The organism is Conexibacter sp. CPCC 206217 (assembly GCF_030646165.1).
Lineage (GTDB): Bacteria > Actinomycetota > Thermoleophilia > Solirubrobacterales > Solirubrobacteraceae > Conexibacter.
In genome coordinates this window covers 489,780-514,927 of the sequence record NZ_JAUTDO010000004.1, presented here as the reverse complement: position 1 = coordinate 514,927, position 25,148 = coordinate 489,780, and the positions used below count along the sequence as shown (strand labels likewise).

The 25,148-nt window shown below is 70.3% G+C and carries 22 protein-coding genes; 13 read left to right on the top strand and 9 right to left on the bottom strand.

The window, feature by feature from the left end:
- Positions 1 to 3: 3 nt before the first annotated feature.
- The 5 genes from Q7L65_RS13625 to rpmH are packed head-to-tail and all read right to left on the bottom strand — an operon-like array spanning position 4 to position 2,231.
- On the bottom strand, positions 4 to 471 hold the full coding sequence (locus Q7L65_RS13625; RefSeq protein ID WP_304721928.1) for a R3H domain-containing nucleic acid-binding protein: 468 nt from the start codon (positions 469 to 471) through the stop codon (positions 4 to 6).
- Positions 468 to 1,433, bottom strand: a complete 966-nt coding sequence (locus Q7L65_RS13620; RefSeq protein ID WP_304721926.1) for a YidC/Oxa1 family membrane protein insertase — start codon at positions 1,431 to 1,433, stop codon at positions 468 to 470. The genes Q7L65_RS13625 and Q7L65_RS13620 overlap by 4 nt, the downstream gene beginning before the upstream one ends.
- An 8-nt stretch (positions 1,434 to 1,441) precedes the next feature.
- On the bottom strand, positions 1,442 to 1,705 hold the full coding sequence (gene yidD / locus Q7L65_RS13615; RefSeq protein WP_304721925.1) for a membrane protein insertion efficiency factor YidD: 264 nt from the start codon (positions 1,703 to 1,705) through the stop codon (positions 1,442 to 1,444).
- A complete protein-coding gene (gene rnpA, locus Q7L65_RS13610; RefSeq protein ID WP_304721924.1) occupies positions 1,702 to 2,097 on the bottom strand; it encodes a ribonuclease P protein component in 396 nt (131 codons plus the stop codon). Before rnpA ends, yidD begins: the two co-directional genes overlap by 4 nt.
- A complete protein-coding gene (gene rpmH, locus Q7L65_RS13605) occupies positions 2,097 to 2,231 on the bottom strand; it encodes a 50S ribosomal protein L34 (RefSeq protein ID WP_012937401.1) in 135 nt (44 codons plus the stop codon). The genes rnpA and rpmH overlap by 1 nt, the downstream gene beginning before the upstream one ends.
- 335 nt (positions 2,232 to 2,566) lie before the next feature.
- On the opposite strand from rpmH, the gene dnaA reads away from it, so the two are divergent.
- The 6 genes from dnaA (at position 2,567) to gyrA (ending at position 11,955) form a co-directional block, all read left to right on the top strand.
- Positions 2,567 to 3,964: a chromosomal replication initiator protein DnaA gene (dnaA, locus tag Q7L65_RS13600; protein WP_304721922.1), complete on the top strand. Its 1,398-nt coding sequence runs from the start codon at positions 2,567 to 2,569 to the stop codon at positions 3,962 to 3,964.
- Positions 3,965 to 4,091: 127 nt separating this feature from the next.
- Entirely contained in the window at positions 4,092 to 5,201 is a 1,110-nt protein-coding gene (gene dnaN, locus Q7L65_RS13595; RefSeq protein ID WP_304721921.1) for a DNA polymerase III subunit beta, read from the top strand.
- Between the two features lie 10 nt (positions 5,202 to 5,211).
- A complete protein-coding gene (locus Q7L65_RS13590) occupies positions 5,212 to 6,324 on the top strand; it encodes a DNA replication/repair protein RecF (RefSeq protein WP_304721920.1) in 1,113 nt (370 codons plus the stop codon).
- Positions 6,278 to 6,718, top strand: coding sequence for a DUF721 domain-containing protein (locus Q7L65_RS13585; protein WP_370552554.1), 441 nt, complete (start codon positions 6,278 to 6,280; stop codon positions 6,716 to 6,718). The genes Q7L65_RS13590 and Q7L65_RS13585 overlap by 47 nt, the downstream gene beginning before the upstream one ends.
- A 171-nt stretch (positions 6,719 to 6,889) precedes the next feature.
- Positions 6,890 to 9,316, top strand: coding sequence for a DNA topoisomerase (ATP-hydrolyzing) subunit B (gene gyrB, locus Q7L65_RS13580; RefSeq protein WP_304721917.1), 2,427 nt, complete (start codon positions 6,890 to 6,892; stop codon positions 9,314 to 9,316).
- Between the two features lie 5 nt (positions 9,317 to 9,321).
- Positions 9,322 to 11,955, top strand: coding sequence for a DNA gyrase subunit A (gene gyrA / locus Q7L65_RS13575; RefSeq protein WP_304721916.1), 2,634 nt, complete (start codon positions 9,322 to 9,324; stop codon positions 11,953 to 11,955).
- Positions 11,956 to 12,306: 351 nt separating this feature from the next.
- Here gyrA and Q7L65_RS13570 read toward each other — a convergent pair whose 3' ends face one another.
- The 4 genes from Q7L65_RS13570 to Q7L65_RS13555 all read right to left on the bottom strand — a co-directional run bounded on the left by Q7L65_RS13570 (position 12,307) and on the right by Q7L65_RS13555 (position 15,353).
- Positions 12,307 to 12,795, bottom strand: a complete 489-nt coding sequence (locus Q7L65_RS13570) for an HNH endonuclease (RefSeq protein ID WP_304721915.1) — start codon at positions 12,793 to 12,795, stop codon at positions 12,307 to 12,309.
- 138 nt (positions 12,796 to 12,933) lie between these two features.
- A complete protein-coding gene (gene pheA, locus Q7L65_RS13565; protein ID WP_304721914.1) occupies positions 12,934 to 13,776 on the bottom strand; it encodes a prephenate dehydratase in 843 nt (280 codons plus the stop codon).
- Positions 13,777 to 13,840: 64 nt separating this feature from the next.
- Positions 13,841 to 14,356, bottom strand: a complete 516-nt coding sequence (locus Q7L65_RS13560; RefSeq protein WP_304721912.1) for a DUF4446 family protein — start codon at positions 14,354 to 14,356, stop codon at positions 13,841 to 13,843.
- Positions 14,357 to 14,366: 10 nt separating this feature from the next.
- Positions 14,367 to 15,353 carry a hypothetical protein gene (locus tag Q7L65_RS13555; RefSeq protein WP_304721911.1) on the bottom strand — a complete coding sequence of 329 codons (987 nt, stop codon included), beginning with the start codon at positions 15,351 to 15,353 and terminating at the stop codon, positions 14,367 to 14,369.
- Positions 15,354 to 15,627: 274 nt separating this feature from the next.
- Between Q7L65_RS13555 and Q7L65_RS13550 the strand changes: the two genes are divergently transcribed.
- The 7 genes from Q7L65_RS13550 to pknB all read left to right on the top strand — a co-directional run bounded on the left by Q7L65_RS13550 (position 15,628) and on the right by pknB (position 25,054).
- A complete protein-coding gene (locus tag Q7L65_RS13550; RefSeq protein WP_304721909.1) occupies positions 15,628 to 17,646 on the top strand; it encodes a serine/threonine-protein kinase in 2,019 nt (672 codons plus the stop codon).
- Positions 17,647 to 17,672: 26 nt separating this feature from the next.
- Positions 17,673 to 18,431, top strand: coding sequence for a DUF3662 and FHA domain-containing protein (locus tag Q7L65_RS13545; RefSeq protein WP_304721906.1), 759 nt, complete (start codon positions 17,673 to 17,675; stop codon positions 18,429 to 18,431).
- 4 nt (positions 18,432 to 18,435) lie between these two features.
- Positions 18,436 to 18,948 carry an FHA domain-containing protein gene (locus tag Q7L65_RS13540; protein WP_304721905.1) on the top strand — a complete coding sequence of 171 codons (513 nt, stop codon included), beginning with the start codon at positions 18,436 to 18,438 and terminating at the stop codon, positions 18,946 to 18,948.
- A gap of 18 nt (positions 18,949 to 18,966) precedes the next feature.
- Positions 18,967 to 20,241 (top strand): Stp1/IreP family PP2C-type Ser/Thr phosphatase, encoded by a 1,275-nt coding sequence (locus Q7L65_RS13535; RefSeq protein WP_304721904.1) that lies wholly within the window; start codon positions 18,967 to 18,969, stop codon positions 20,239 to 20,241.
- An 87-nt stretch (positions 20,242 to 20,328) separates the two neighbouring features.
- Complete coding sequence (locus Q7L65_RS13530) at positions 20,329 to 21,636, top strand: FtsW/RodA/SpoVE family cell cycle protein (RefSeq protein ID WP_304721902.1); 1,308 nt, start codon at positions 20,329 to 20,331, stop codon at positions 21,634 to 21,636.
- Positions 21,633 to 23,084, top strand: a complete 1,452-nt coding sequence (locus Q7L65_RS13525; protein ID WP_304721901.1) for a penicillin-binding protein 2 — start codon at positions 21,633 to 21,635, stop codon at positions 23,082 to 23,084. The genes Q7L65_RS13530 and Q7L65_RS13525 overlap by 4 nt, the downstream gene beginning before the upstream one ends.
- On the top strand, positions 23,081 to 25,054 hold the full coding sequence (pknB, locus tag Q7L65_RS13520; protein WP_304721900.1) for a Stk1 family PASTA domain-containing Ser/Thr kinase: 1,974 nt from the start codon (positions 23,081 to 23,083) through the stop codon (positions 25,052 to 25,054). The genes Q7L65_RS13525 and pknB overlap by 4 nt, the downstream gene beginning before the upstream one ends.
- Positions 25,055 to 25,148: the final 94 nt, after the last annotated feature.

The window sequence follows — 25,148 nt, the reverse complement described above, 5'->3', positions numbered from 1 at the left end:
GGCCTAACGCTTGATCGGAGCCACGACGAGATGGCGATCGGGCTCAACGCCCTCGCTGTACGTCTCGATGCCCTCCCGGTCGCGCAGGTACTCATGCACGACACGGCGCTCGACCGCGTTCATCGCGTCGAGCGCGACCGGCGCCTCAATCCGCAGTGCCTCTTCGACAGCCTCGTCGGCGTCGTGCTGTAAGAGCGACGCGCGACGCTCACGGTAGCCCGCGGCATCGACTGTCACGCGCTTGCGCGAATCCGAACCGCGGAAAGCGGCCCGGTACGCAAGGTGCTGTATCGCGTCGATCGTCTGGCCGTGACGGCCGATCAACAATCCAAGGTCCTCGCCGTCGAGGACTGCCGTCACAGCATCCTCGCTCTCGACGATCTCGAGGTCAGCTCTGACGCCGACGGCGCTGAGGATCCGCTCCAGCAGTTCCTCGACCCGGTCAGCGGCCTCGCTGCGTCTCTCGCTCATCGCCGGCGCCCCGATCGCTTCTTCTTTCTTCTCGCCGACGGCGGCGGGCCGCTGCCGACCGCGCGTTGCGCGTCGCCGTTCGCGTCGCCCGAGGAGCGATCCGGTTCACCCTTTCGCTCCGAGACCTTGCCGGCCTTCGGACGCGGGCCGCCGGAGCTTCTGCCGCCGCCTCTGCTGACAGCCGCCGAGGAGCCCGACGACGACGCCATCGCGGCCAGCACTCTTTCTCTGTTTCTGGCTGGCAATCCGACGGTCTTGCGCACGATCAACTGCTGCACGATCGTCCAGCAGTTCGTCGTGATCCAGTACAGCATCAGGCCGGCGGGGAAGTTGATGATGAACGCGACGAACACGACCGGCAGCGCCAGCATGATCATCCGCTGGTTTCTGTCCATCGACGCCGTGCTCAGCAGGCCCGAGGCGATCTGCGTGCCGACGTACAGCACGATCAAGACGACCAGGACCGCGCCTGTCGCTCTGCCGGTCAGATCCGGGATGAAGAGGAAGCCCTCGGTACCGGGCTTCGCACCGACGCTGGCGAAGTTCGCAACCGTCGCGTCAGCACATGCCTTCGCGGTCTGCCCACAGATGTCCATGCGCAGATCGGTTCTCAGCATGTAGTACAAGCTGATGAAGAACGGCAGCTGGAACAGCAGCGGGAAACAGGAGGCCAGAGGGTTGACTCTGTTCTCTCTGTAGAACTTCATCATCTCCTGCTGCTGGCGCTGCTTGTCGTCTCTGTAGCGCGCCTGGATTCTTCTCAGCTCGGGAGCCAGCAGCTGCAGGCGCTGCATCGACTTGACCTGCCGCAGCGTCAGCGGCAGCAGCAGCAGGCGGACCGTGATCGTCAGGAAGATGATCGACAGACCCCAGCCGACACCGATCGTGTCGTGGAAGAACAGGAGAACCTGTTCCAGCACGTCGATCAGCGGCTGCAGGGGATTCGCGAAGACGAAAGGCATGAGGTCTTTCAGGCGCTCGGGGCGGTCGGTCGGCGTGACGGGAAGACGTGCTGGTCGTGGACGGGGTCATAGCCCCCATGACTCCACGGATTGCAGCGCATCACGCGCCAGCCCGCGAGCACCAGCCCGCGGAGTATGCCGTACTCCCGAATCGCCTGCTCGGCGTACCGGGAACAGGTCGGCTCGTACTTGCAGCGGCGCGGCAGTCCGGGCGAGATGAATCGCTGGTAGAAGCGAATCGGAGCCACGGCGACGGCACGCGCCCGGCTCATCTTCTATCTCCCGCGGCCCGCTCTCTCGCGCGCGCGATCAACTCGGCCAGCGCGGCGCTGATCCCGGCAAGGCCGTCGCGCTCGGCGACGACGCGGGCTTCGGGGCGCGCCACGACGACGACGTCGAGCCCCTCGGGCAGCGCGCCCGACTCCTGCTCGAACGCCTCGCGCAGCAGGCGCTTGACGTGATTGCGCTCGACGGCGCCTCCGACTCTTCGCGAGACGGAGACGCCCAAGCGCGGCTGGCCCTCCTCGGAACGAGGGAAGGCGTAGAGGACGAGGACGCGATTCGCGAGCGAGCGTCCCTGTCGAAACACCCGGTCGAACTCGGCGCTACGGGACAGCCGGCCCCGTTTGCTCCGCCGGGCTGTGACGCCCGGGCGCGCGCTCATCAGACGGTGAGGCGCTTGCGCCCCTTGTCGCGGCGACGCTTCAGCGTCGCACGACCGGCACGCGTCTGCATCCGCTCACGGAATCCGTGGGTGCGGGCGCGCTTGCGCTTCTTGGGCTGGTAGGTGCGTTTCATGAGCTCACAGTTTCCCGTTGACGGGGGCAGGTCAGTATACGCGGGACAGCCGTCGGCGCTTTGCGCCCCTGCCCGGTCCTACCACGGTACCCGGTCAGAAGCCGCCGTGGGCGGCTGTCAACACGTTCTCGACATGCCGTCCACGAGATGTGGGCTGCGACCCCGCGCAGCCGCCCGGCGACCTTTTTCCCGCGATTTGCGCACTCCCCTCGCGGAGGCTTTCGCACAGGCGCGGCATGCCGTCCGACCACTGCTATATTCGCCGCCCCCCGGGGTCGTCAGGGCCCCTTCATTCCCCCTCCAGCACACCGACGAGAGGTCGGCCGACGACGCCTGTGCAACACCAGCTCGAGCACACCTGGTCCCAGATCCAAGCCGAGCTGCGGCGTACCGTCACCGACTCGACGTACCACCTCTGGCTCGCCCCGCTGAAGGCGCGCGCGCTCGACGGCGAGACGTTGCTGGTCGGGGCGCCCGACGAGATCCGCACATGGGTCGCGGACCGCTTCGCGCGGGTCTTGCAGGCCTGCGCCGCGACGATCCTCGGGCCGCAGGCGCACGTCGCGATCGTCGCGCTCGACGCGCCCCTGCCCGCCGGCGCCGTCGCAGCGTCCGAGCCCAGCTTCCGCGACGACGCCAGCGCGGCGCTCCAGCCGACCCGTCGTCCCGGCGAGACGACGACCGACGAGCTGTTCAACCCGAAGTACACCTTCGACCAGTTCGTCATCGGCGACGGCAACCGGCTCGCGCACGCCGCGGCGCTGGCGGTCGCCGAGTTGCCCGGCCAGGCGTACAACCCGCTCTTCATCTACGGCCCGCCCGGCCTCGGCAAGACGCACCTGCTGCACGCGATCGGCAACTACGTGCGCGAATACGGCGACGGGCTCACGGTCCGCTACACGACGATCGAGGCATTCACCAACCGCTTCGTGCACGCGCTCCACTCGCGCTCCGTCGACGACTTCAAGCGCCGCTACCGCGACACCGACATCCTGCTGATCGACGACGTCCAGTTCCTCGAGAGCAAGGCAAAGACGGAGGAGGAGTTCTTCCACACCTTCAACGCCCTCTACGAGACCGGCAGCCAGCTCGTCGTCACCTGCGACCGCATGCCGCGCGACATGAACGCGCTCGCCGACCGCCTGCGCGAGCGCTTCGAGTCCGGTCTCGTCACCGACATCCGCCCGCCCGACCTCGCCACGCGCATGACGATCCTGCGCAAGCGCGTGCAGCATGACGGCGTCCGGCTTGCCGACGCGGACGCGATCGAGCCGATCGCCGATCGCATCACGACCAACATCCGCGCGCTCCAGGGCGCGCTGATCCGCGTCGTCGCGTACCACTCGCTGACGGGCAGACCAATCGACAAGACGCTCGTCACGCACGTGCTCGACGGGCTCTACCCCGGCTCCTCCTCACCGCGGCGACGCACGCTCGCGGAGATCCAGGAGATCACCTGCGAGCAGCTCGGCATCTCGCCCGAGCAGCTGCGCTCGCCCGACCGCAGCGCGCGTGTCGCGTGGGCGCGTCAGGTCGCGATGTACCTCTCCCGCGAGCTGACGGACGAGACGCTGCCGGCGATCGGCCGCGCCTTCGGCGGCCGCAACCACACGACCGTGATGCACGCCTGCAGACGCGCAACCGAGAAGATCGCCAGAGACGCCGAGGCCTATGAGCTCGTGCGCAGCCTGACCGCGCGGCTGCAGGCGCCCGATACCGACCGGGGTTCCTGACAGACTGTTGAGCCTCCGGGCGTGCGCTTTGTGCGCAGCCTGCCCGCTACGTGCGGCCTTTTCGACGACTTCTGCACATCTCCTTCCGCCCTATGACTTTGATCTCTCTCATCTCGAGGTATCCAACGTGAAGATCTCGGCCGCGCGCGAGGAATTGCTCGCCCAGCTCCAGACGGTCAGCCGCGTCGCCTCCACGCGTGGAGCCATCCAGGCGCTCTCCGGCGTCCAGCTGATCGCTGCCGGCGGCCGCGTCGAGCTGCGAGCGACCGACATGGAGGTCGGGCTGCGCGTCCCGCTCCCGGCTGAGGTCGAACGCGAGGGATCGGTCGTGCTGCCCGCGCGCTTGATCGTCGACGTCGTCCGCTCGCTGTCCGGTCCGACGGCGTCGCTGGAGCTGCGGCCCGCCGAGCAGGACGTCGAGCTGGTCGCCGGCAACGCCCAGTTCCACATCCGCACGCTGCGGGCCGAGGACTTCCCGCCGTTTCCCGAGCCGGAGACCGAGGGCACCGTGTCGGTTCCGGCGAGAGCGTTCGTCGACACCGTCCTGCGCGTCGCCAACTCCGCCTCGCGTGATGAGACGCGGCCGGTCCTGACCGGGATCATGGTGTCGGCCGCCGAGCGCGAGCTGCGGATGGTGGCGACCGACTCCTACCGCCTCAGCGTCAAGGAGACGACGCTCGAGCAGCCGCTGGTGGGCGGCTTCGAGGCCAACGTGCCGGCTCGTGCCCTGCAGGAGCTCGCGCGGCTCGTGCAGCAGCTCGACGGCGAGACGCTGACCGTCGGCGTGCGCCAGAACCAGGTCGTCTTCCAGCTCGGCGAGGTCGTGCTGTCCTCGCGCCTGATCGAGGGCCAGTTCCCCAACTACCGCCAGCTGCTGCCCGACAGCTACGAGCACGAGCTGTCGATCGCCGGCGGCGAGGTCACCGACGTCGTGCGGCGCATCTCGCTGCTGGCGCAGAAGAACGCGCCGCTGCGGCTGTCGTTCGCGCCGGGCGAGCTGACGGTGTCGTCGCAGACGCCGGACATCGGTGAGGCGAGAGAGTCGCTGCCGGTCGCGTTCCAGGGCGAGCCGTTCGAGATCGGCTTCAACCCGGACTTCCTGCGCGACGGGCTCGAGTCGGTCGGCTCCGGCGACGTGCTGCTGAAGCTGATCAGCCCGCTGCGGCCCGGCCTGATCCAGTCGGCTGACGACGGTGGGTTCCTCTACCTGATCATGCCGATTCGGCTGAACGTGTAGCGACCGTCGCATGCGGATCGTGCGCGTCTCGCTGCGCAACTTCCGCAGCTATCCGAGCGCCGAGGTCGAGCTGGGGGAGGGCCTGACGGTCATCACGGGCCGCAACGGCGCTGGCAAGACGAACCTGCTCGACGCGCTCTACTTCGGCTGCACGGGCCGCTCGGCGCGCACCACCAACGACCGCGAGCTGGTCCGCTTCGGCGAGAGTGTCACGCGGGTGGTGGTGACGACCGTCGCCGAGGACGGGGCGCACGAGCTGGCCGTCGCGTTCGAGAGCGGCGAGCCGAAGCGGCTGACGGCTGACGGCGTCCGCGTCGAGCGGCTGTTCGACGTGCCCGGGCGGCCGCTCGTCTCCGTCTTCCTGCCCGACCGGCTGGAGCTGGTGAAGGGCACGCCGTCGCTGCGGCGTGCGCACGTCGACCAGGTCGTCGCGGCGCTGTGGCCGTCGCGCACGACGACGCGACGGGCTTATGCACAGGCTCTTGCACAGCGCAACGCGTTGTTGACACGGGTGCGTGCCGGGGCCGTCTCGTCCGCTTCGCTGCCCGCCTGGGACCGCGAGCTGGCACGCCATGGCATCGCGCTGATGGCCGATCGCGCCGCCGCGATCGCGACCGTCGCGGAGCGCTTCCCGGGGCTGGCGGAGGACCTCGGCCTCGACGGAGATCCAGCGGTCGCGTACCGCCCGCGCTCGAGGGCCGCCGACGCCGACGGCCTCGCGGCGGAGCTGGCGGAACGGCTGCAGAGCGACCTCGAGCGCGGCTTCACGCAGCACGGGCCGCACCGCGACGACCTCGCGCTGACGCGCGAGGGCCGCGAGCTGCGCGCCTACGGCTCGCAGGGTCAGCAGCGGCTGGCGCTGCTTGCGCTGCTGCTGGCGGAGCGCGACGCGATCGCCGCGACGCGCGACGCGGTGCCGGTGATGCTGCTCGACGACGTCATGAGCGAGCTGGATCAGGACCGTCGCGGGCGCCTCGTCGAGCTGCTGCGCGGCGCGGGTCAGAGCGTCGTGACGACGACAGACCTGGAGCACGTGCCCGGCGCCGAGCAGCCGGGGGTGCGCCGGTTGAGCGTGCGTGACGGGATCGTCCACGACGACGACGCGCGGGAGCAGGCGGCGTGAGTACGTGGTCATCTCAAGCCGTTCGCCGTCGCGGCGATGCCGGCAGCCGGCGTGTGCGCCGGGGAAGCGAGAGCCGCCCGTGAGACGCCGCGGTCCGCGACCGCTCGGCGAGGCGCTCGGCGCGCTGCAGGCATCGCTCGCTCCAGCGACGCTCCTGGCGGAGGTGCAACGTGTCTGGCCGGCGGTCGCCGGAGAGGCGATCGCGCGTGAGGCGGAGCCGGTGAGCGAGCGCAGCGGCACCGTCACGGTGGCCTGCAGGGCCGCCGTCTGGGCCCAGGAGCTGGACCTGATGGCGCCGATGTTGATCGGCAAGCTGAACGAGGCGATCGGTCGCGAGGCGGTTCAGAAGCTGCGTTGTGTGACCGGTTCGCGCAGAGGTGCGCGAACGGCGTGAAGAAGGGGACGCAGACGGGTCACATTTTGCGGCGATTTGCAGGCATTTCCGAGGGCTCTACAGGGTCGGTCGAGCCGCGTGCTGTGCTATTCTTCTGTTCACCTGCCTCTCACGCCCCGGAGAGCCGCCATTGGTGCGGGCCCGGGGCGTTGCAACGTCATCGGAGGATCGTTGGCCACCGACAGACCCGCGGCTGACAAGCCGACCCCCTCGTTCACTTACGACGCACAGGACATCACCGTCCTCGAAGGCCTCGAGGCGGTTCGCAAGCGGCCCGGCATGTACATCGGTTCGACCGGGCTGCGCGGACTGCACCACCTCGTCTACGAGGTCGTCGACAACTCGGTCGACGAGGCCCTCGCGGGCCGCGCCACCGCGGTCAGCGTCACGATCCACCCGGACAACTCCGTCACGGTCGTCGACGACGGCGCCGGCATCCCCGTCGCGATGATGGAGAAGGAGCAGAAGCCGGCGGTCGAGGTCGTGCTGACGGTCCTGCACGCCGGCGGCAAGTTCGGCGACGGCGGCGGGTACAAGGTCTCCGGCGGTCTGCACGGCGTCGGCGTCTCGGTCGTCAACGCGCTCTCCGAAGAGCTGAGAGTGACGATTCGCCGCGACGGCTACACGTGGTCGCAGGCCTACCGCCGTGGCGCGCCGCAGGGCGTCCTCGCCAGAGGCGAGCCGACGAGCGAGACCGGCACGACGATCCACTTCCTCGCCGACGACGACATCATGGAGACGCTCGACTACGAGTACGCGACGCTCGAGGAGCGGCTGCGCGAGACGGCGTTCCTGACCAGAGGCCTGAGAATCTCGCTGACCGACGAGCGCGGCGAGAGAAGACACGTCACGTTCCAGTACGAGGGCGGCATCAGGGACTTCGTCGCGTACCTGAACGAGAACAAGGAACCGGTCCAGAGAAAGATCGTCTACTTCTCGAGCGAGAGCGAGGAGGGCGCGGTCGAGGTCGCGATGCAGTGGAACTCCTCCTACCAGGAGTCCGTCTTCTCGTTCGCGAACAACATCAACACGCACGAGGGCGGCTCGCACCTCTCCGGCTTCCGCTCGGCGCTGACGCGCACGATCAACAAGTACGCGCGCGAGAAGGGCCTGCTGAAGGAGAGAGACCCGAACCTCGCCGGCGAGGACGTGCGGGAAGGCCTCACGGCCGTCGTCTCCGCGAAGCTCGCCGAGCCGCAGTTCGAGGGCCAGACGAAGACGAAGCTCGGCAACCCGGGCATGCAGGGCTTCACCGAGTCGATCGTCAACAAGGGCCTCGACGAGTTCCTCGAGGAGAACCCCTCCGACGCGCGCGCGGTGATCCTCAAGACGATCCAGGCGGCTCAGGCCCGCTCGGCCGCACGCAAGGCGCGCGACCTGACGCGACGCAAGTCGGCGCTGGAGAACTCCCGCCTGCCGGGCAAGCTCGCCGACTGCTCCGTCAAGGACCCGGCGCTGTCGGAGATCTTCATCGTCGAGGGCGACTCCGCCGGCGGCTCGGCGAAGCAGGGCCGCGACCGCGCGACGCAGGCGATCCTGCCGCTGCGCGGCAAGATCCTCAACGTCGAGCGCGCCCGCATCGACAAGGTGCTCGGCAACAACGAGGTGCAGGCGCTGATCACCGCGATCGGCACCGGCGTGCGCGACGACTTCGACATCGAGAAGGCGCGCTACCACAAGATCATCCTGATGACGGACGCCGACGTGGACGGCGCCCACATCCGCACGCTCGCGCTGACGCTGCTGTTCCGCGAGATGATGCCGCTGATCGACGCGGGCTACGTCTACATCGCGAAGCCGCCGCTGTACAAGGTCAAGCAGGGCAAGAACGAGCGCTACATCGAGAAGGACTCCGAGTTGGAGGAGCTGCTGCTCTCCGACAAGCTTGAGAAGTTCGTCATAACGGACCGCAACGGCGAAGAGCAGAGGCTGACCGAGGCGCGCTGGAAGCGCTTCACGCGCCTGCTGAAGCAGTACAACGGCTGGGCTTCGGCGCTGCGCGCGCTGTCGCGCCACGACACCGTCGACTTCCTGCAGGAGTCGGGCATCCTCGAGCAGCACATCACCGACGAGTCGGAGCTCGCGGCCTTCCTGCAGAGAAAGGCGCTCGAGAACGCGACGTTCGAGGTCGAGCTGGTGTCGGAGGACGCCGACGAGCTGATCGTCCGCTCCGTCGAGAACAGAACCGGCCACGCCCGCACCCGCCACGTGCGCCGCTCGATGCTGCAGGCGAACGAGTACCGCCAGCTGGTGCGCGTGCACGAGCAGCTCGTCAACGCGGTCGGCTCGCCCGCCTTCCACGTCAGACTCGGCGACCACAGCGACTCGGCGATCTCGTTCGAGGAGCTGCGCACGAAGGTGATGGACCTCGCCGGCCGCAACGTCGAGATCAACCGCTTCAAGGGCCTCGGCGAGATGAACGCCGAGCAGCTGCGCGAGACGACGATGGACCCTGCGACCCGCACCCTCGCCCAAGTCACGATGGAGGACGCTGCCGCCGCGGAGCGGATCTTCTCGATGCTGATGGGAGATCAGGTCGAGCCGCGTCGCAACTTCATCGAGGAGAACGCCAACCTCGTGACCAACCTGGACGTGTGACCTAGATGAGCGCAACGGATCAACTCAGCGGCGGCAACATCGAGCCGCGCGCGCTCGAGGAGGAGATGCGCTCGGCGTATCTCGACTACGCGATGTCGGTCATCGTCGGGCGCGCACTGCCCGACGTCCGCGACGGCCTCAAGCCCGTCCACCGCCGCGTCCTGTTCGCGATGAACGAGGCGGGCCTGCAGCCCAACCGCCCGCGCTCGAAGTCGTCGCGCATCGTCGGCGACACGATGGGCAAGTACCACCCGCACGGCGACTCGTCGATCTACGACACGCTCGTGCGGATGGCGCAGGACTTCTCGATGCGCCACACGCTCGTCGACGGCCAGGGCAACTTCGGCTCAGTCGACGACGACCCGGCCGCCGCGATGCGGTACACCGAGGCGCGGCTGTCGAGAATCGCGACGGAGATGCTCCGCGACATCGACGCGGACACCGTCGACTTCGGGCCCAACTACGACGGCAAGAACCAGGAGCCGCTGGTCCTCCCGGCGCGCTACCCGAACCTGCTCGTCAACGGCTCCGCCGGCATCGCCGTTGGCATGGCGACGAACATCCCGCCGCACAACCTGAGAGAGACGATCGCCGCGACGATCGCCTACATCGACAACCCGGCGATCGACGTCGACGGGCTGATGCAGCATCTCAGAGGGCCGGACTTCCCGACCGGGGGCGTGATCCTCGGCGTCGGCGGCATCCGCGACGCGTACGCGACCGGGCGCGGCAAGGTCCGCGTGCAGGCGCGCGCACACATCGAGCCGCTGTCGCAGGGCAAGGAGGCGATCATCGTCACCGAGCTGCCCTACCAGGTGAAGAAGGGCGGCGAGGGCGGGCTGATCCAGAAGATCGCCGACCTCGTGCACGAGAAGAAGATCCCCGAGATCTCCGACCTGCGCGACGAGACAGACCGTCACGGCATGCGGCTCGTGATCGAGCTGAAGCGCGACGCGCTGCCGAAGGTCGTGCTGAACAAGCTGTTCAAGCACACCTCGATGCAGACGACGTTCGGCGTCAACATGGTGGCGCTCGTCGACAACGTGCCAAAGACGCTGTCGCTGCGCGAGGTCATCGGCCGCTACGTCGACCACCAGCGCGAGGTGATCGTCCGCCGCACGAAGCACGAGCTGCGGCAGGCCGAGGCGCGCGCGCACATCTTGGAGGGCCTGCTGATCGCGCAGGCGAACATCGACGAGGTCATCGCGATCATCCGCGCGTCATCCGACCGCGAGCAGGCGCGCATCAACCTCGTCAACAGATTCGAGCTGAGCGAGCGCCAGGCCGAGGCGATCCTGCAGATGACGCTCGGCCGCCTCACGGCGCTCGAGGTCGACAAGCTCAGACTCGAGCACGCGGACCTGATGGAGCGGATCCGCGAGCTGCGCGACATCCTCGGCGACGAGGCGCGCGTGATGGCGATCATCAAGGAGGAGATGCAGGAGATCGCGGACGCGTACGGCGACGAGCGCCGCACGCAGATCTCCTACGCCGAGGGCGAGATCGACATCGAGGACCTGATCGCCGACCAGCAGATGGTCATCACGATCACGCAGACCGGCTACATCAAGTCGCTGCCGCTGGCGACCTATCGCCAGCAGCGCCGCGGCGGGGTCGGCGTGACCGGGATGGACATGAAGGACGGCGACTACATCGAGCACCTGTTCGTCACGTCGACGCACGACTTCCTGCTGTTCTTCACCAACCGCGGCAAGGTCTACCGACTGAAGGTCTACGAGCTGCCGGAGGCACAGCGCACGGCGAAGGGCCGCGCGCTCGTCAACCTGCTGCCGCTGCGCGAGGGCGAGCGGGTCCAGTCCGTGCTGTCCACGCGTGACTTCGGCGAGGCGCCGTACCTGCTGTTCGCGACCCGCAACGGCGCGGTCAAGAAGACCGAGTTGCAGGCGTACAACACGCCGATCAAGGCCGACGGCATCATCGCGATCAAGATCCGCGAGGACGACGAGCTGGTCGCGGTGCGGCGCGTCGACATCGGCGACGAGGTGATCATCGTCTCGCGTGCCGGTCTCACGGTCCGCTTCAGCGAGGACGACGCCCGCGCGATGGGCCGCGACACCAGCGGCGTGCGCGGCATGGACGTCGGCGACGGCGAAGTGATCGCGATGGACGTCGCGCGCGACGACCAGGACCTGCTCGTCGTGACCGAGAACGGCTACGGCAAGCGCACGAGAATCGACCAGTACCGCAAGACCTCGCGCGGCGCCAAGGGCGTCAGAACGATCAAGCTGACCGAGACGAAGGGCGGCCTCGCCGGTGCGCTCGTCGTGCGTGAGCACCAAGAGCTGGTGTTCATCTCGCAGGACGGGATGGTCCAGCGCACCGGCGCCCGCGGGATCTCGCAGCAGGGCCGCGCGGCGACCGGCGTGCGCGTCATGAACGTGCGCGACGACGACAGCGTCCGCGCGATCGCCCTGATCGTCGAGTCCGACCCGGCGGAGGCCGCGGAGGAGCTGGACCTCGGCATCGACGGCGGCGCGCCGGTGGATGGCGACGGGATAGTCGCGGTCGACGGCGACGGCACGGTCGTGCCGGACGGACCGGATTCCGCTGCGGATGTCAACGGCGCTGCCGGCGACGACGCGGGTGCGGACACGGACGCGGGAGACGACGAGGTCTGAGCAAAACCCTTCAGACCGTCGGGCCGTTCCGCTACTCTGGTGAGACCAGAGAAAGGAGGTGGTCCGAAGTTGTCTGACAGTTTTTGCGGGACCCTGGAGGTGTCCGGCCGCTAGGTCGGATGGCTGACCCCGCTTAGCGGAGTCAACACCGTGACACCGCTTCTTCCGGTGCCAGAGCTGGTCCCACTGGCCCTGACACATCCAAGCCGGTTGAAGCCTTGTTCAGCCAAAGCATCAAGCGAAGGGCGCTGTTTGTCGACAGCGCCCTTCGTGTTTCCACGGCCGGATGCGACGTGGCTCGCGGGGCAGTTGGAACGGCGCCAGCCGTTCCGGACCAGTGGCGTCACGCCACTAGATCGCCAGGTACCGCTGCCAGGCCCGCGGGATCGTCGGGCTCGCGACCTGGATGAAGACGTTCGGGCCCGGGGTCTTGGGCTTCATCTTCGGGATCATGCCGGCCTGGTTGGGCATCGAGTCGCCCTTGCGGCGGTTGCACGGGGCGCACGAGGCGACGATGTTGTCCCATGTCGAGCCGCCGCCCTTGGAGCGGGGGATCACGTGGTCGACCGTCAGGTTGCCGCGCGAGCCGCAGTACTGGCAGGTCCAGTCGTCGCGGGCGAAGACTGCCCTACGCGTGATCTTGCGACGGTGCGTGTCGCGCGGGACGCGCACGTAGGAGACGAGGCGGATCACCATCGGCCTCCTCACCGTCGAGCTGCCGGAGTGCAGGTGGTAGTCCCCGTGCTCGAGGATCTCCGCCTTCTCCTTCAGCAGCAACACGACCGCGCGACGAACCGTGCAGACGTTGATCGGTTCGAAGGTCGCGTTCAATACGAGCACCCGGCCACCATCACGCCCGCGTCGCTGGTGCTCCAGAGGCGACGCGGACTCCGATTGCGCTGGTGGTACCAAGGTGGCCATAACCGCAGCACGCAGTGTAGCGACCGCGCCTCGACGACTTGTGAACAGGGGTTGCGCTCAGGCGGCGACGGGGAACGAGCCGAGCACGCGCAGGTGCTCGACGTGGCCGCGCAGGGCGGCCAGCGCCTCCGCGACCGGCTGCTCGTCGTCGCGGCCCTCGAGGTCGAGGAAGAACATGTAGCGGCCGAGTCCCTGCTTGCGCGGCCGCGACTCGATCCGCGTCAGGTTGACGCCGCGGAAGGCCAGCTCGGAGAGACAGCGCACGAGCCAGCCCGGCGCCTCCGCACCGACGCCCCAGAAGACGATCGCCGTCTTCCACGGGCCGTGCTCGCCGACCGGGGTGCCGAGCGGCGCCAGCCACACGAAGCGCGTCTCGTTGCCGCTGACGTCGTCGACGCCGGCGCAGAGGATCTCGCAGCCGTACTGCTGCGCGGCGATCCGGCTGCCGAGCGCTGCGGCGTGCGGGCCCAGCTCGCCCTCGGCGACCGCGCGGACGGCGTCGGCGGTCGAGCTGACCGCAACCACGCGCGCCTGCGGCAGCCGCGTGCGCAGGAACTGCGCGCACTGGCCGTTGGCCTGCGGGTGCGAGACGACGACGTCGATCGCGCTCAGCTCCAGCGGGCCGCGCGCGATCAGGTTCGTGTGGATCGGGTGCAGCACCTCGCCGATGATCGTGACCTGGTCGGCGTCGATCGCGAGCGCGTCGAGCGTCGCGTTGACGGAGCCCTCGATCGCGTTCTCGATCGGCACCAGCGCGCGGTCGACCTCGCCGTCCTGGACCGCTACGACGCTGTCGTGGATCGTCGGCAGCGCAATCTGCTCGTGCTGCTCGCCGGCGATCGCGCCGAGCAGCGCCTCGTGCGTGTTGGTCCCCTCGGGACCGAGATATCCGACGCGCATGGGCCGAGCGTAGACGGTCGGCGGTGGTCGCGGGCGCGCGGGGCCGGGGCGTGCGCCCGCGCGCTCAGTCGTGCTCGCCCGGAGACTCCAGCGCGAGCCGCACCGCCTCCGCCTCCTCGGGCGACAGCTGCAGCTCGCCGACGCCGCGGCGAACCTGCTTCGCGTACAGCCGCGCGGCGTCGCGGTGCATGATCGACGACAGCACGACGCCGTCTCTGCGCGCGTCCAGCAACGCGATCGAGGTCGACTGGTGGCCGGTCATCTCGCCGTAGGCGTCGTAGCGCACGAGCGCGCTGTAGGAGATCGCGCCGTCGAGCCGCTGCTCGGCGACGTCCATGCGGCTGTGCAGGCGCGCCGCCGCGTCCTCGACGAACGCGTGCAGCGCGCGGTATTCCAGCTCCAGTGCGGCCGCGTGCTCGACGAGGTCGGTCGTCGTGCCCTCCTCGCCCAGCAGCACGCGCTGGTCGCGCCGCACGCGCCGCAGCGTCACGGCCAGCACGATCGCGACGACGAGCGCGACCAGCGCGAGCGCGCAGCCGGCGAGCGCCACGATCCCCGCCGTGCTGGTCAGCTCGTCCATCCGCGGTGCCTCACTCGAACAGCGCGGAGTACGTCTGCGTGTTGTTGTCGAGCCCTTCCTCGCCCGGGACGGGTTCGATCGTGACTCTGATCTCGGCGGTGCCGCCGGTCGGCGGCGGTCTGTTGAACGCGACGCTCGCGGTCGCCGACTCGCCGGCGGCCGTCGAGGGGACGACGGTCGAGGCCGTGATCGGCGTGCTCGCACCGCCGCCGGAGATCTCGACGACGACTCTGACGTTCTGCTCGTCGTGCTCGCCGCCGTTGGTGAAGGCGACGTCGAACGTCGGCGGCGGGTCGGCCGGCAGCGTCGCCGGCGAGCTCGGGTCGAGCGTCGTGCCGCCGACGCTGACGGAGTCGAGCTGGTGGCCGTGCAGGCCGGGCGCCGGCGTGCTTCTGTCGGCCGCGCTGGTGCTGGTCGCGCCGAGCGCTCTGGCGACGTTGGCAGGATCCATCCAGCCGATGTTGGGCAGGAAGTCCGAGTACGCCAGCACCTGCTCGCCGGTCTCGCCACTGTAGGTCGCAGGGATCCCGGCGTCCTCCAGCGCGCGTTTGATGAACGGCGCGACGCGCTGCGAGTAGACGACGTCGGAGGCGTTGAAGGCCTGCATCTGCGCGGCGACGGAGTCGAGCGCGGTGCCGGCGGCGGCCGAGGTGCCGATCGCCTGCTGGATTCTGTCGGCGATCACTCTCACGCCGTCCTCGCGCAGCGACAGCAGCAGCTCGAGGTTGTGCTGCGCGTCGGCGACCTGATCTGGCGCGTCGAGCGCCTTCGCCTGGTCGTACTCTCTCTCCGCGACGACGCGCAGCTGCGCGATCGCCTCCGTGACCTGCTCACCTCTCTGGGAGGCGGCGCCTTCCAGAGCCGCGAACAACGGCCCGCTGACTCTGCTTCTGGACGCTTGCATCAACGTGCTGACGTCGCGGTTGTAATCCTTGAGGGCCTGTTCCTTGCGGTTGCCGACGCATCCCCGGACGAGGACGACCAGCAGAACGAGCACGACGATGACCGCGCCGAAGGCAACGAGTCGACGGACCAGCAGCGTCTGGTCGTCGGCCGGTGGTCGGCTGCCGCCGCCTCCGGACGGAGCACGGCGGGTCCGTGGCGTTGTACGCGGCTCGTCAGCCTCGTCGAAGAACGACAAAAATCATGCTCCTTAACAAACCCGGAACGATCAGTATGACCAGCCATTCGGCCGGACTCTGGGCAGTCCTGCCCCCGCACGGGGTTCGACATGCGGGAGGGAGTGCCTGCAAGACGTGGAAGACCGGAGAGTGAGCGGGACCGACGCACCCACCGCGCGCCTGCCCGGACACGGCGCCCAGCAACTCGTGCTCGACCGCTACAGGTTGCTGCATCAGCTCGGCGCGGGCGCATTCGGCGTCGTCTGGCTGGCGCACGACGAGCGCCTTGCGCGCGACGTCGCCGTCAAGGCGATCGCGCTCGACCACGCCTCTGGCCGCGCCGAGCAGGAGGCGCGCGCCGCTGCGCGGCTCGCGCATCCGGCGATCGTGACGCTCTACGAGGCCGGCTCCGAGGACGGCGTCACCTACCTCGTGACCGAGCTGGTGCGCGGCGGGACGCTCGCCGACCTGCTGCGCGCGGGCGCGCTGTCGGACCGCGACGTCGCGCTGATCGGCATCTCGCTGTGTCAAGCGCTGGCGCATGCGCACGCGCAAGGCGTCGTGCACCGCGACGTGAAGCCGTCCAACGTGCTGATCCCGGACGCGACGTATGCGGGCGGTGGGGTGGGGAGCGGGTTCTATTGCAAGCTGACCGATTTCGGCGTCGCGCGGATCGTCGAGGGCGAGGGCGGCGAGGCGCTGACGCGCACCGGCGACGTCGTCGGCACGCTCGCCTACATGGCGCCGGAGCAGGCCGAGGGGAGAGAGGCCGGCGCGCCGGCCGACCTCTACGCGGCCGCGCTCGTGCTGTACGAGGCGCTCTCCGGCGTCAACCCGGTGCGCGCCGGCACGGCCGTGGCGACCGCGCGCCGGCTCGGCGCGACGCTGCCGTCGCTGGCGCGCCAGCGCAACGACCTGCCGCCCGAGCTGTGCGAGGCGATCGACCGTGCGCTGCTGCCGCGGCCGAGGGAGCGCGGGACCGTCGCGCACCTGCACCGTGCGCTGACGGCGGCGCTGCCGCAGCTGGGCGACGAGCCCGGCACCGTCGAGGCGCCGCACGTCGAGCGCTTCGCGACCGCCGTCACGCAGGTCGCCGAGCGCGGCCGCCGCGGCTGGCGCCGCCGCTCGCGCGAGCAGGAGCTGGCGGAGGTCGCGGCCGAGCTGGGCGCCGCGCCCGGCGTCTGGACCGTGCACGACAGGCGTGCGGACCCCGTCGTCTCGGGCCGCTGGCACAGGCACGGCGCCGCGCCGTTCGATCCGCTCGCGCCGCAGGCCGATCCGGTCCGGCGGCCGTCGCCGTTCGTGCGCGGCCATGTGCTGCCGGGGGTCGCGGGCGGGGTCGTCGTCGCGCTGGCGGTCGGGCTGGCGCCGCTCGCGCGCGGGGTCGCGGTCCCGAATCCGCTGCTGGCGGGGCTGGTCGCGGCGCTCGCGATCGGGCTGCTGCCGCGGATCGGCTGGCTCGCGAGCGCGTTCCTGCTGCTGACGTGGCTGGCCGGGCCCGGCGGCGTGCCGGGGATCGCGCTGATCGGCGCCTGCGGCGTCGTCGCGATCCCGCTGCTGCTGCCGTTCGGCGGCAAGGGCCGCGGCTGGTCGGTCCCGTTCGCGGCGCCCCTGCTGGGCGCGGCGATGCTGTCCGGCGCGTATCCGGCGATCGCGGGGCAGGCGCGCACCGTGTGGCGCCGCGCCGCGCTCGGGGCGCTCGGCTTCTGGCTGCTGGCGCTGGCGGAGCCGCTCGCGCGCACGACGCTCTTCTACGGCCGCGCGAGAGGGACGCAGCCGCTGCCGCGCTGGGACGACTCGCTCAGCGGCGCCTTCGAGCACGGGCTGCGGCCGCTGCTCCAGTCCGGCGCGCTCGCGACGGCGCTGCTGTGGGCGGCCGGCGCGGCGGTGCTGCCGTGGCTGGTGCGGGGGCGCCACGCCGCCGTCGACCTCGTCGCGGGGATCGTCTGGGCGGCCGCGCTGGCAGCCGGCGCGGGCGCGATCGGAGCGAGCATGAAGGGCACCGTCCCGAGCCCGGATCCGCGCGGTGCGGCGCTCGGCGCCGCCGTCGCGGTGCTGGTGGCGGTCGCGGCGCGGGCGGTGCGCCAGGTGCAAGCGCGCCGCCGCTGCGCGGACGACTTCGAACGGCCGGTGGATGGGCCGGCAGCCGCCCCCCGGCCTCTCCCGTAGCATGGAAACGCGCCCTGGCGCACCGTATGAGCGTCTTCCGCAGCCTCGAAAGCAAGATCGCATCCCTCGTCGAGGGCACGTTCAGTCGTGCCTTCCGCTCCGAGGTGCGCCCGGTCGAGATCGCGCGCAAGCTGGCGAGGGAGATGGAGGAGCACCAGTCGCTGTCGGTCTCGCGGGTGTACGTGCCGAACGAGTACGCGGTCTATCTGTCGCCGGCCGACCGCGACAGATTCCGCGACCTGGAGGGCCAGCTCGTCGACGAGTTCGCGGCGTACCTGCTGGAGCACGCGCGGCGCGAGAGATTCGCGCTGATGTCGCGGCCCGTGATCGAGTTCAACACCGACGAGCGGCTGCGGCTGGGCGAGTTCGGGATCCAGGCGCGGCTGGTGCAGCCGGCGCACGAGCCGGCCGCGGAGCCGTCGCAGGGCGAATCGGGCCACACGATGATCTACAGCGCCGCCGAGCGGCTGCAGGAGCCGCTGGAGGAGCGTGCGCGCGAGCGGGCGCGGACCGCCCTGCTGGTGACCGACGGGAAGCGGATGGTCGTCGGCGCCGCCGGCGCGACGCTCGGACGCAGCCGCGACTGCGACATCGTGCTGGCCGACGGCAACGTCTCGCGCAGACACGCCGAGGTGCGCCCGCGCGGCGACGGCTGGATGATCGCCGACCTCGGCTCGACCAACGGCGTGACGGTCAACGGCGCGCGGATCGAGCAGGCACAGCTGCTGCGCGGCGGCGACCGGATCGAGATCGGCCAGACGCAGCTGACGTTCGAGCTGGAGTGACGCGATGACGCTCGAACCGATCTCCGTTGCCCTCAAGCTCGGCTTCCTCGTCGTGCTGTACCTGTTCCTGCTGTGGGTCGTGCGCAGCTCGCTGAAGGACCTGCGGCGCGCCCAGCCGGCGGCCGACGCGGTCGCCGTCGACGACCACGCGGGGGCGCCGCCGGCCGACGCGACGGCGATGCACAGCGCCTCCGACGACATGCTCGGCGACCATGTCGGCGACGGCGAGCCGCGGCTGGTCGTGGAGCACGCGCCGGGGCACACGACCGGAATCGCCTACGATCTGACGGGCGGTGCGACGCTCGGCCGCGGCAACGTCGAGATCAGGCTCGAGGATCCGTTCGCGTCAAGCCAGCACGCGCGGATCGAACGGCAGGGCAGCGTGCTCGTGCTGGAGGATCTGGGCTCGACGAACGGAACGTTCCTCAACGAGGAGCCGTTGCGCGGGATCCAACCGCTGCATCACGGCGACCGCATCCGGATCGGTGACAGTGAGTTCTCCTACCTTCAAGACTGAGATGGGCCGCCCGATCTGATGCTGCGCGTCGCCGAGCACTTCGAGAAGTCCGACACCGGCCTCGCGCGTCGCGCGAACGAGGACAACTTCTTCGCGCGCTCGCCGCTGTTCGTCGTCGCCGACGGGATGGGCGGCGCGCAGGCCGGCGAGGTCGCCTCGAAGCTGGCCGCGGACACGTTCGCGCCCGGGCTGCCGGAGGGCGGCACGACCGAGGAGCGGCTCGCCACGCGCGTGCTGGAGGCGAACGCGCGGATCCACAAGCTGTCGCAGGAGGACCGCGACCGCGCCGGGATGGGCACGACGCTGACCGCCGCCTACCTCGACGGCGAGGAGCTGTCGGTCGCGCACGTCGGCGACAGCCGCGCCTACCTCTGGCGCGAGGGCGAGCTGACGCGCCTGACGCGCGACCACTCGCTCGTCGACGAGCTGGTGCGGCGCGGCAAGCTGACCGAGGAGGAGGCCGCGGAGCATCCGCAGCGCTCGATCATCACGCGCGCGCTCGGGCCCGAGCCCGACGTCGAGGTCGACACGCGCACCTACCGCGCGCAGGCGGACGACATCCTGCTGCTGTGCAGCGACGGGCTCACGTCGATGATCTCCGAGCAGCTGATCGCCGGGATCCTCAGAGGCGCCGAGGGCCTGGAGGCGGCCGGCCGTGAGCTGGTCGACGCGGCCAACGCCGCGGGCGGCCGCGACAACATCACCGTCGTGCTGTTCCGCCTCGAGGAGGTCACCGGCGCGGCGACCGCTCCCGCGGGCGGCGGCGCACCCGCGACCGCCCCGCTGGAGCAGCCGACGCAGGCCGGCGGCGAGCTGAGCGCGGCCGACGTGCGCGGAGCGGTCGCGGCCGCCGAGCCGCGCACGGCGCAGCAGCCGATCTCGCATCCGCGCGCCGGCGCGCCCGGACAGCCGGTCGAGCTGGACTCGGTCGTCGCCGCGCGCAAGCGCCGCGCCGAGCGCGAGAACGCGCCGCTGCCGCGGCGCGTGAAGATCTTCGCCGCGACCGTCTCGGTCCTCGTCGTGCTGATCATCCTCGGCGTCGCCGGGATGTTCGCGACGCGCGCGGTCTTCTTCGTCGGGACCAACGACCGCGGCATGGTGACGGTCTACAAGGGCCTGCCGTTCGACCTGCCGGCGGGGCTGAAGCTGTACTCGCAGTACTCGATCTCGGGCGTGCCGGCGGCCGCGGTGCCGCCGGAGCGGCGCAAGGAGCTGCTCGACCACACGCTGCGCTCGCAGAGCGACGCGCGCGATCTCGTCGCCCAGTTGGAGCAGGGAAGACTGTCTCCATGAGCGCGTGGAAAGCTGCGCCCAGAGGGCTTGCTTTCCATTGGAAGGACTCGCCCTGGGGCTCGCCCTTCCGGTGCATGGGAGCCGGCGATGAGCGCGCGTAATCGCGAGCTGCTCGGGCTGATTCCCGCGTCGCTGCTCGTGACCGCGGGGTTCGCCGCCGTCTTCATCGAGCGCGGCGCGCTGTCGCAGAACGAGCTGTCGGACCTGTCGCTGACGTACGGGGCGATCTTTCTCGGCCTCTGCCTCGTCGCGCACATCTTCCTGCGGATCGCGCTGCCGTACGCCGATCCGTACCTGTTCCCGCTCGTCGCCGTGCTGGCCTGCTTCGGGCTGGTGATGATCTACCGCATCGACGACACGCTCGCGCGCCAGCAGGCGCAGTGGTTCGTCGTCGGGCTGATCCTGTTCGCGGCGACGGTCGTCTTCCTGCGCGACTACCGCAAGCTCGAGCAGTACCGCTACGTGATCGCGTTCGCGAGCCTCGCGCTGCTGGTCCTGCCGCGCCTGCCGGGGATCGGCGCGCAGGTCAACGGCGCCTACCTCGGCGTGCGCATCCCCGGCGTCTTCGTCTTCCAGCCGACCGAGTTCGCGAAGCTCGGGATCGTGATCTTCCTTGCCAGCTACCTGCGCGACACGCGCCAGGTGCTGGTCGTCGGCGCGCGGCGCGTGCTCGGCGTGACGCTGCCGCCGCTGAAGCACTTCGGCCCGCTGCTGGTGATCTGGGGCATGGCGATGCTGCTGCTGATCGTGATCCGCGACCTCGGCTCGTCGCTGATGTTCTTCGGCGCCTTCCTGGCGCTCGTCTACGTCGCCACCAACCGCTTCTCGTTCGTGCTGATCGGGCTGCTGCTGTTCGGCCTCGGCGCCTGGTACCTCGGCACGCACGTGCCGCACGTCGTCGACCGCGTCCACGTCTGGACCGATCCGTTCGACGCCGCGCGCTACCCGAACGAGGGCTACCAGATCGCCAACTCGCTGTTCGCGCAGGCCGACGGCGGGCTGCTCGGGCGCGGCTTCGGCGGGGCGATGCTGGAGACACCGTTCGGCGCCTCGATCCTGCCGGCGGCGCAGACCGACCTGATCTACGCGCTGATCGTCAACGAGGTCGGGCTGCTCGGCGCGGTCGGCGTGCTCGTCACCTACCTGCTGTTCGTGCAGCGCGGCTTCAAGACGGCGATGCTGGCGAGAGACTCGTTCTCGACGCTGCTGGCCGTCGGCCTCTCGTCGGTCTTCGCCTTGCAGGTGTTCGTGATCGTCGGCGGCGTCACGAACGTGATCCCGCTGACGGGCGTGACGCTGCCGTTCATCTCCTACGGCGGCTCCTCGATCCTCGCCAACTTCGTCCTGCTGGCGCTGCTGCTGCTCGTCTCCGACAAGGCGCGGCGACCGGCATGAGCGCGCCGATCGTCCGTCTCTTCCTCGCGATCGTGGTGCTGTTCGCATTGCTGGTCGGGTGGACGTCGCGCTGGTCGGTCTTCGACGCCGACGAGCTGCGCGCGAACACGCTCGACAAGCGACCGCTGTTCGCGGCGCTGCAGGTCAAGCGCGGTGCGATCAAGGCCGCCGACGGCAAGGTGCTGGCGCGCAGCGTCAGAGTGCGCGGCAGAAACGGCAGATCGATCTACGAGCGCGACTACCCGACCGACACCCTGTTCGGCCATCCGGTCGGCTACGCGAACCTGCTGCAGGGCCAGCTGTCGGGGCTGGAGCGCTCGCGCAACGACGAGCTGTCGGGCACCAGCAGCGAGCTGAACTCGATCGTCGACCAGTTGCAGGGCAAGCGCCGCGCCGGCAACACGGTCGTGACGACGCTCGACCCGCAGGCGCAGCAGGTCGCGACCGACGCGCTCGCCGGCCAGAAGGGCGCCGTCGTCGCGTTGGATCCGCGCACCGGCGCCGTCAAGACGCTCGTCAGCTCGCCCGGCTACGACCCCAACGTCGTCAGAGACCCGGCGGCGCTGAGACAGCTGAACCTCGACGACGCGAACGCCCCGCTGGTCGACCGCGTCACGCAGGGCCTCTACCCGCCCGGCTCGACCTTCAAGGTCGTGACCGCCGCCGCGGCGATGGACTCGGGCAAGTTCACGCCCGACTCGACCTTCGACGGCAGATCGGGCCGGGTCGTCTCCGGCCGGTCGCTCAGAAACGACGGCGACCAGGACTTCTCGGACCCGACACTGACGGAGTCGCTGACGTACTCGGTCAACACGGCGTTCGCGCAGATGGGCGAGGAGCTGGGCAAGCGGACGATGGGCGAGTACATGCGCAGATTCGGTTTCTACAGCCTGCCGCCGCTGGACTACCCCGACGAGCAGAAGGTCGCCAGCGGCGAGCGCTACGACGGCAGGCTGCTGCCGGTCGTGAGCCCGCGCGTCGACGTCGGGCGGATGGCGATCGGGCAGGACAAGCTGCTCGTGACGCCGCTGCAGATGGCGATGGTCGCCGCGGCGGTCGCCAACGGCGGCGCGCTGATGGAGCCGCACCTGACCGACAAGGTCGTCGACCCCGACGGGCGCACCGTCAAGACGATCGAGCCGAAGCAGTACAGCCAGCCGATCTCGTCGCAGACGGCGTCCGAGCTGACGCAGATGATGGGCGACGTGGTCGAGGAGGGCACCGGCACGGCGGTCCAGCTGCCCGGCATCGACGTCGCCGGCAAGACCGGCACCGCCGAGATCGACGTCGCGCAGGACATCGCGCAGCCGTGGTTCATCGCGTTTGCGCCGCAGGACGATCCGCAGATCGCGATCGCCGTCACCGTCGAGCGCAGCGTCGGCGGCTTCGGCGGGACGATCGCCGCCCCGATCGCCCGCGACGTGCTGGAGACACTGCTGAGCAGATGACCGAGATCGCGCCCGACACGATCATCGACTCGCGCTACAAGGTGCTCTCGCGCATCGGCGCGGGCGGGATGGCGGAGGTCTTCTGCGCGCAGGACCAGTCACTCGGGCGCAAGGTCGCGCTGAAGCTGCTGTACCCGCGCTTCGCCTCCGACACCGAGTTCGTCGAGCGCTTCCGCCGCGAGGCCTCCAGCGCCGCGAGCCTGCAGCACCCCAACGTCGTCGGCATCTACGACCGCGGCAGATGGGACGGCACCTACTACATCGCGATGGAGTACCTGCCGGGTCGCACGCTCAAGCAGGTGATCCAGCAGGACTCGCCGATCGATCCGATCCGCGCGATCGACCTGACGGTGCAGGTGCTGAAGGCCGCCCGCTTCGCGCACAGGCGCGGGATCATCCACCGCGACCTGAAGCCGCAGAACGTGCTGATCGACGACGAGGACCGCGCGAAGGTCACCGACTTCGGGATCGCGCGCGCCGGCGCCTCCGACATGACCGAGACCGGCTCGATCATGGGCACCGCGCAGTACCTCTCGCCGGAGCAGGCGCAGGGGCACGCGGTGTCTCCTCAATCGGACCTCTACTCGATCGGCGTCGTGCTGTTCGAGCTGCTGACCGGGCACGTCCCGTTCGACGCCGACTCGGCCGTCTCGATCGCGCTCAAGCACGTCTCCGAGCCGGCGCCGTCTCCGAGCGCGTTCGACCCGGCCGTCCCGCCGGAGCTGGACGCGATCGTGCTGTGGGCGCTGGAGAAGGAGCCCGCCCGGCGCCCGGCCGACGCCGACGCCTTCATCCATGCGCTGGAGGAGGCGAGGGACACGATCCTCGGCGGCGAGTCGCGCGGGCAGCGGACCGCCTCGTTCGCCGCCGGCGCCTACGCGGCGGGGCTGGCGACGGACGCCGGCGCCGCCGGACCGCCGACCGGAGAGCAGGCGTACGACCTCGACGAGCCCAGACGCCGCCGCCCGCCGTGGTGGGCGTGGGTGCTGGGCCTGCTGGCGATCGCGGGCGTCGCGGTCGCGATCGTGCTGCTGACGCAGACCAAGCAGGTGACCGTGCCGGGCGTCGTCGGTCAGCAGATGTCGGCCGCGCAGAGACGGCTGGACGCGGCCGGTCTCGAGTGGGACATCGAGACCGTGCGCTCGGCGAAGCCCGTCAACGAGGTCGTCGCGCAGAGCCCGGCGCAGGGGAGAAGAGTCGACGAGCACTCGCTCGTGAGACTGGAGGTCTCCGGCGGTCCCGGCACGGTCGACGTGCCGGCGGTCGACGGGCTTCCGCTCGCGAAGGCGACCGCGAAGCTGCAGAACGCCGGCCTCAACGTCGGCGACACGATCAGACAGGCGGACGACACGGTGCCGGAGGGCAACGTGATCAGAAGCTCGCCGGCGGCCGGGCGCAACGTCGAGAGAGGCGGCGGCGTCACGCTCTACGTCTCGACCGGCCCGCAGCAGGTCTCGATCCCCGACGTGCGCGGCTTCACGCGCACCGACGCCGAGAGCACGCTCGCCGCCGACGGCTTCAGAACGAGCGTGACCGAGCAGGAGTCGACCGAGGTCGACCCCGGCGACGTGATCTCGCAGAGCCCGGAGGGCGGCACCGACGCCGACCCCGGCAGCACGATCGCGCTCGTCGTCGCGAGAGCGCCGCCGATCTCGATCCCCGACGTCGTCGGGCAGGCGCGCGCCGACGCGGAGGCGACGCTGAGCGGCGCCGGCCTGACGCCGCGCGTCTCGTTGCAGCCCGTCGAGGACCAGGCGCAGGACGGGATCGTGCTGTCGCAGCGACCCGACCAGGGCGCCACCGCCGCCAGGGGCGCGCCGGTGCGGATCTTCGTCGGCAGGTACGTCGAGCCGGTCACTCCGCCCGACGACGGTACGACGACGACCCCGGGCGGCGACAGCCCGCCCGCCGGCGGCGACACCGGCGCGGGCGGCGGCGCGCCGAGCGACGGCACCGACGGCAGCCAGTAGCCGTCCGAGCCGTCCCGGCGGGCCGGCCAGACGGACTGGACGGCCGCTCTCAAGTCATCGCGCCCGCGTCCGATCACCAGGGTCGAACGAGGAG

Excerpts from the sequence above, each read along its gene's own strand:
- Q7L65_RS13625 (WP_304721928.1), bottom strand. The coding sequence starts at position 471 with ATGAGCGAGAGACGCAGCGAGGCCGCTGACCGGGTCGAGGAACTGCTG.
- Q7L65_RS13620 (WP_304721926.1), bottom strand. The coding sequence starts at position 1,433 with ATGCCTTTCGTCTTCGCGAATCCCCTGCAGCCGCTGATCGACGTGCTG.
- yidD (WP_304721925.1), bottom strand. The coding sequence starts at position 1,705 with ATGAGCCGGGCGCGTGCCGTCGCCGTGGCTCCGATTCGCTTCTACCAG.
- rnpA (WP_304721924.1), bottom strand. The coding sequence starts at position 2,097 with ATGAGCGCGCGCCCGGGCGTCACAGCCCGGCGGAGCAAACGGGGCCGG.
- rpmH (WP_012937401.1), bottom strand. The coding sequence starts at position 2,231 with ATGAAACGCACCTACCAGCCCAAGAAGCGCAAGCGCGCCCGCACCCAC.
- Q7L65_RS13590 (WP_304721920.1), top strand. The coding sequence starts at position 5,212 with ATGCGGATCGTGCGCGTCTCGCTGCGCAACTTCCGCAGCTATCCGAGC.
- gyrA (WP_304721916.1), top strand. The coding sequence starts at position 9,322 with ATGAGCGCAACGGATCAACTCAGCGGCGGCAACATCGAGCCGCGCGCG.
- pheA (WP_304721914.1), bottom strand. The coding sequence starts at position 13,776 with ATGCGCGTCGGATATCTCGGTCCCGAGGGGACCAACACGCACGAGGCG.
- Q7L65_RS13560 (WP_304721912.1), bottom strand. The coding sequence starts at position 14,356 with ATGGACGAGCTGACCAGCACGGCGGGGATCGTGGCGCTCGCCGGCTGC.
- Q7L65_RS13545 (WP_304721906.1), top strand. The coding sequence starts at position 17,673 with ATGAGCGTCTTCCGCAGCCTCGAAAGCAAGATCGCATCCCTCGTCGAG.
- Q7L65_RS13540 (WP_304721905.1), top strand. The coding sequence starts at position 18,436 with ATGACGCTCGAACCGATCTCCGTTGCCCTCAAGCTCGGCTTCCTCGTC.
- Q7L65_RS13535 (WP_304721904.1), top strand. The coding sequence starts at position 18,967 with ATGCTGCGCGTCGCCGAGCACTTCGAGAAGTCCGACACCGGCCTCGCG.
- Q7L65_RS13530 (WP_304721902.1), top strand. The coding sequence starts at position 20,329 with ATGAGCGCGCGTAATCGCGAGCTGCTCGGGCTGATTCCCGCGTCGCTG.
- Q7L65_RS13525 (WP_304721901.1), top strand. The coding sequence starts at position 21,633 with ATGAGCGCGCCGATCGTCCGTCTCTTCCTCGCGATCGTGGTGCTGTTC.
- pknB (WP_304721900.1), top strand. The coding sequence starts at position 23,081 with ATGACCGAGATCGCGCCCGACACGATCATCGACTCGCGCTACAAGGTG.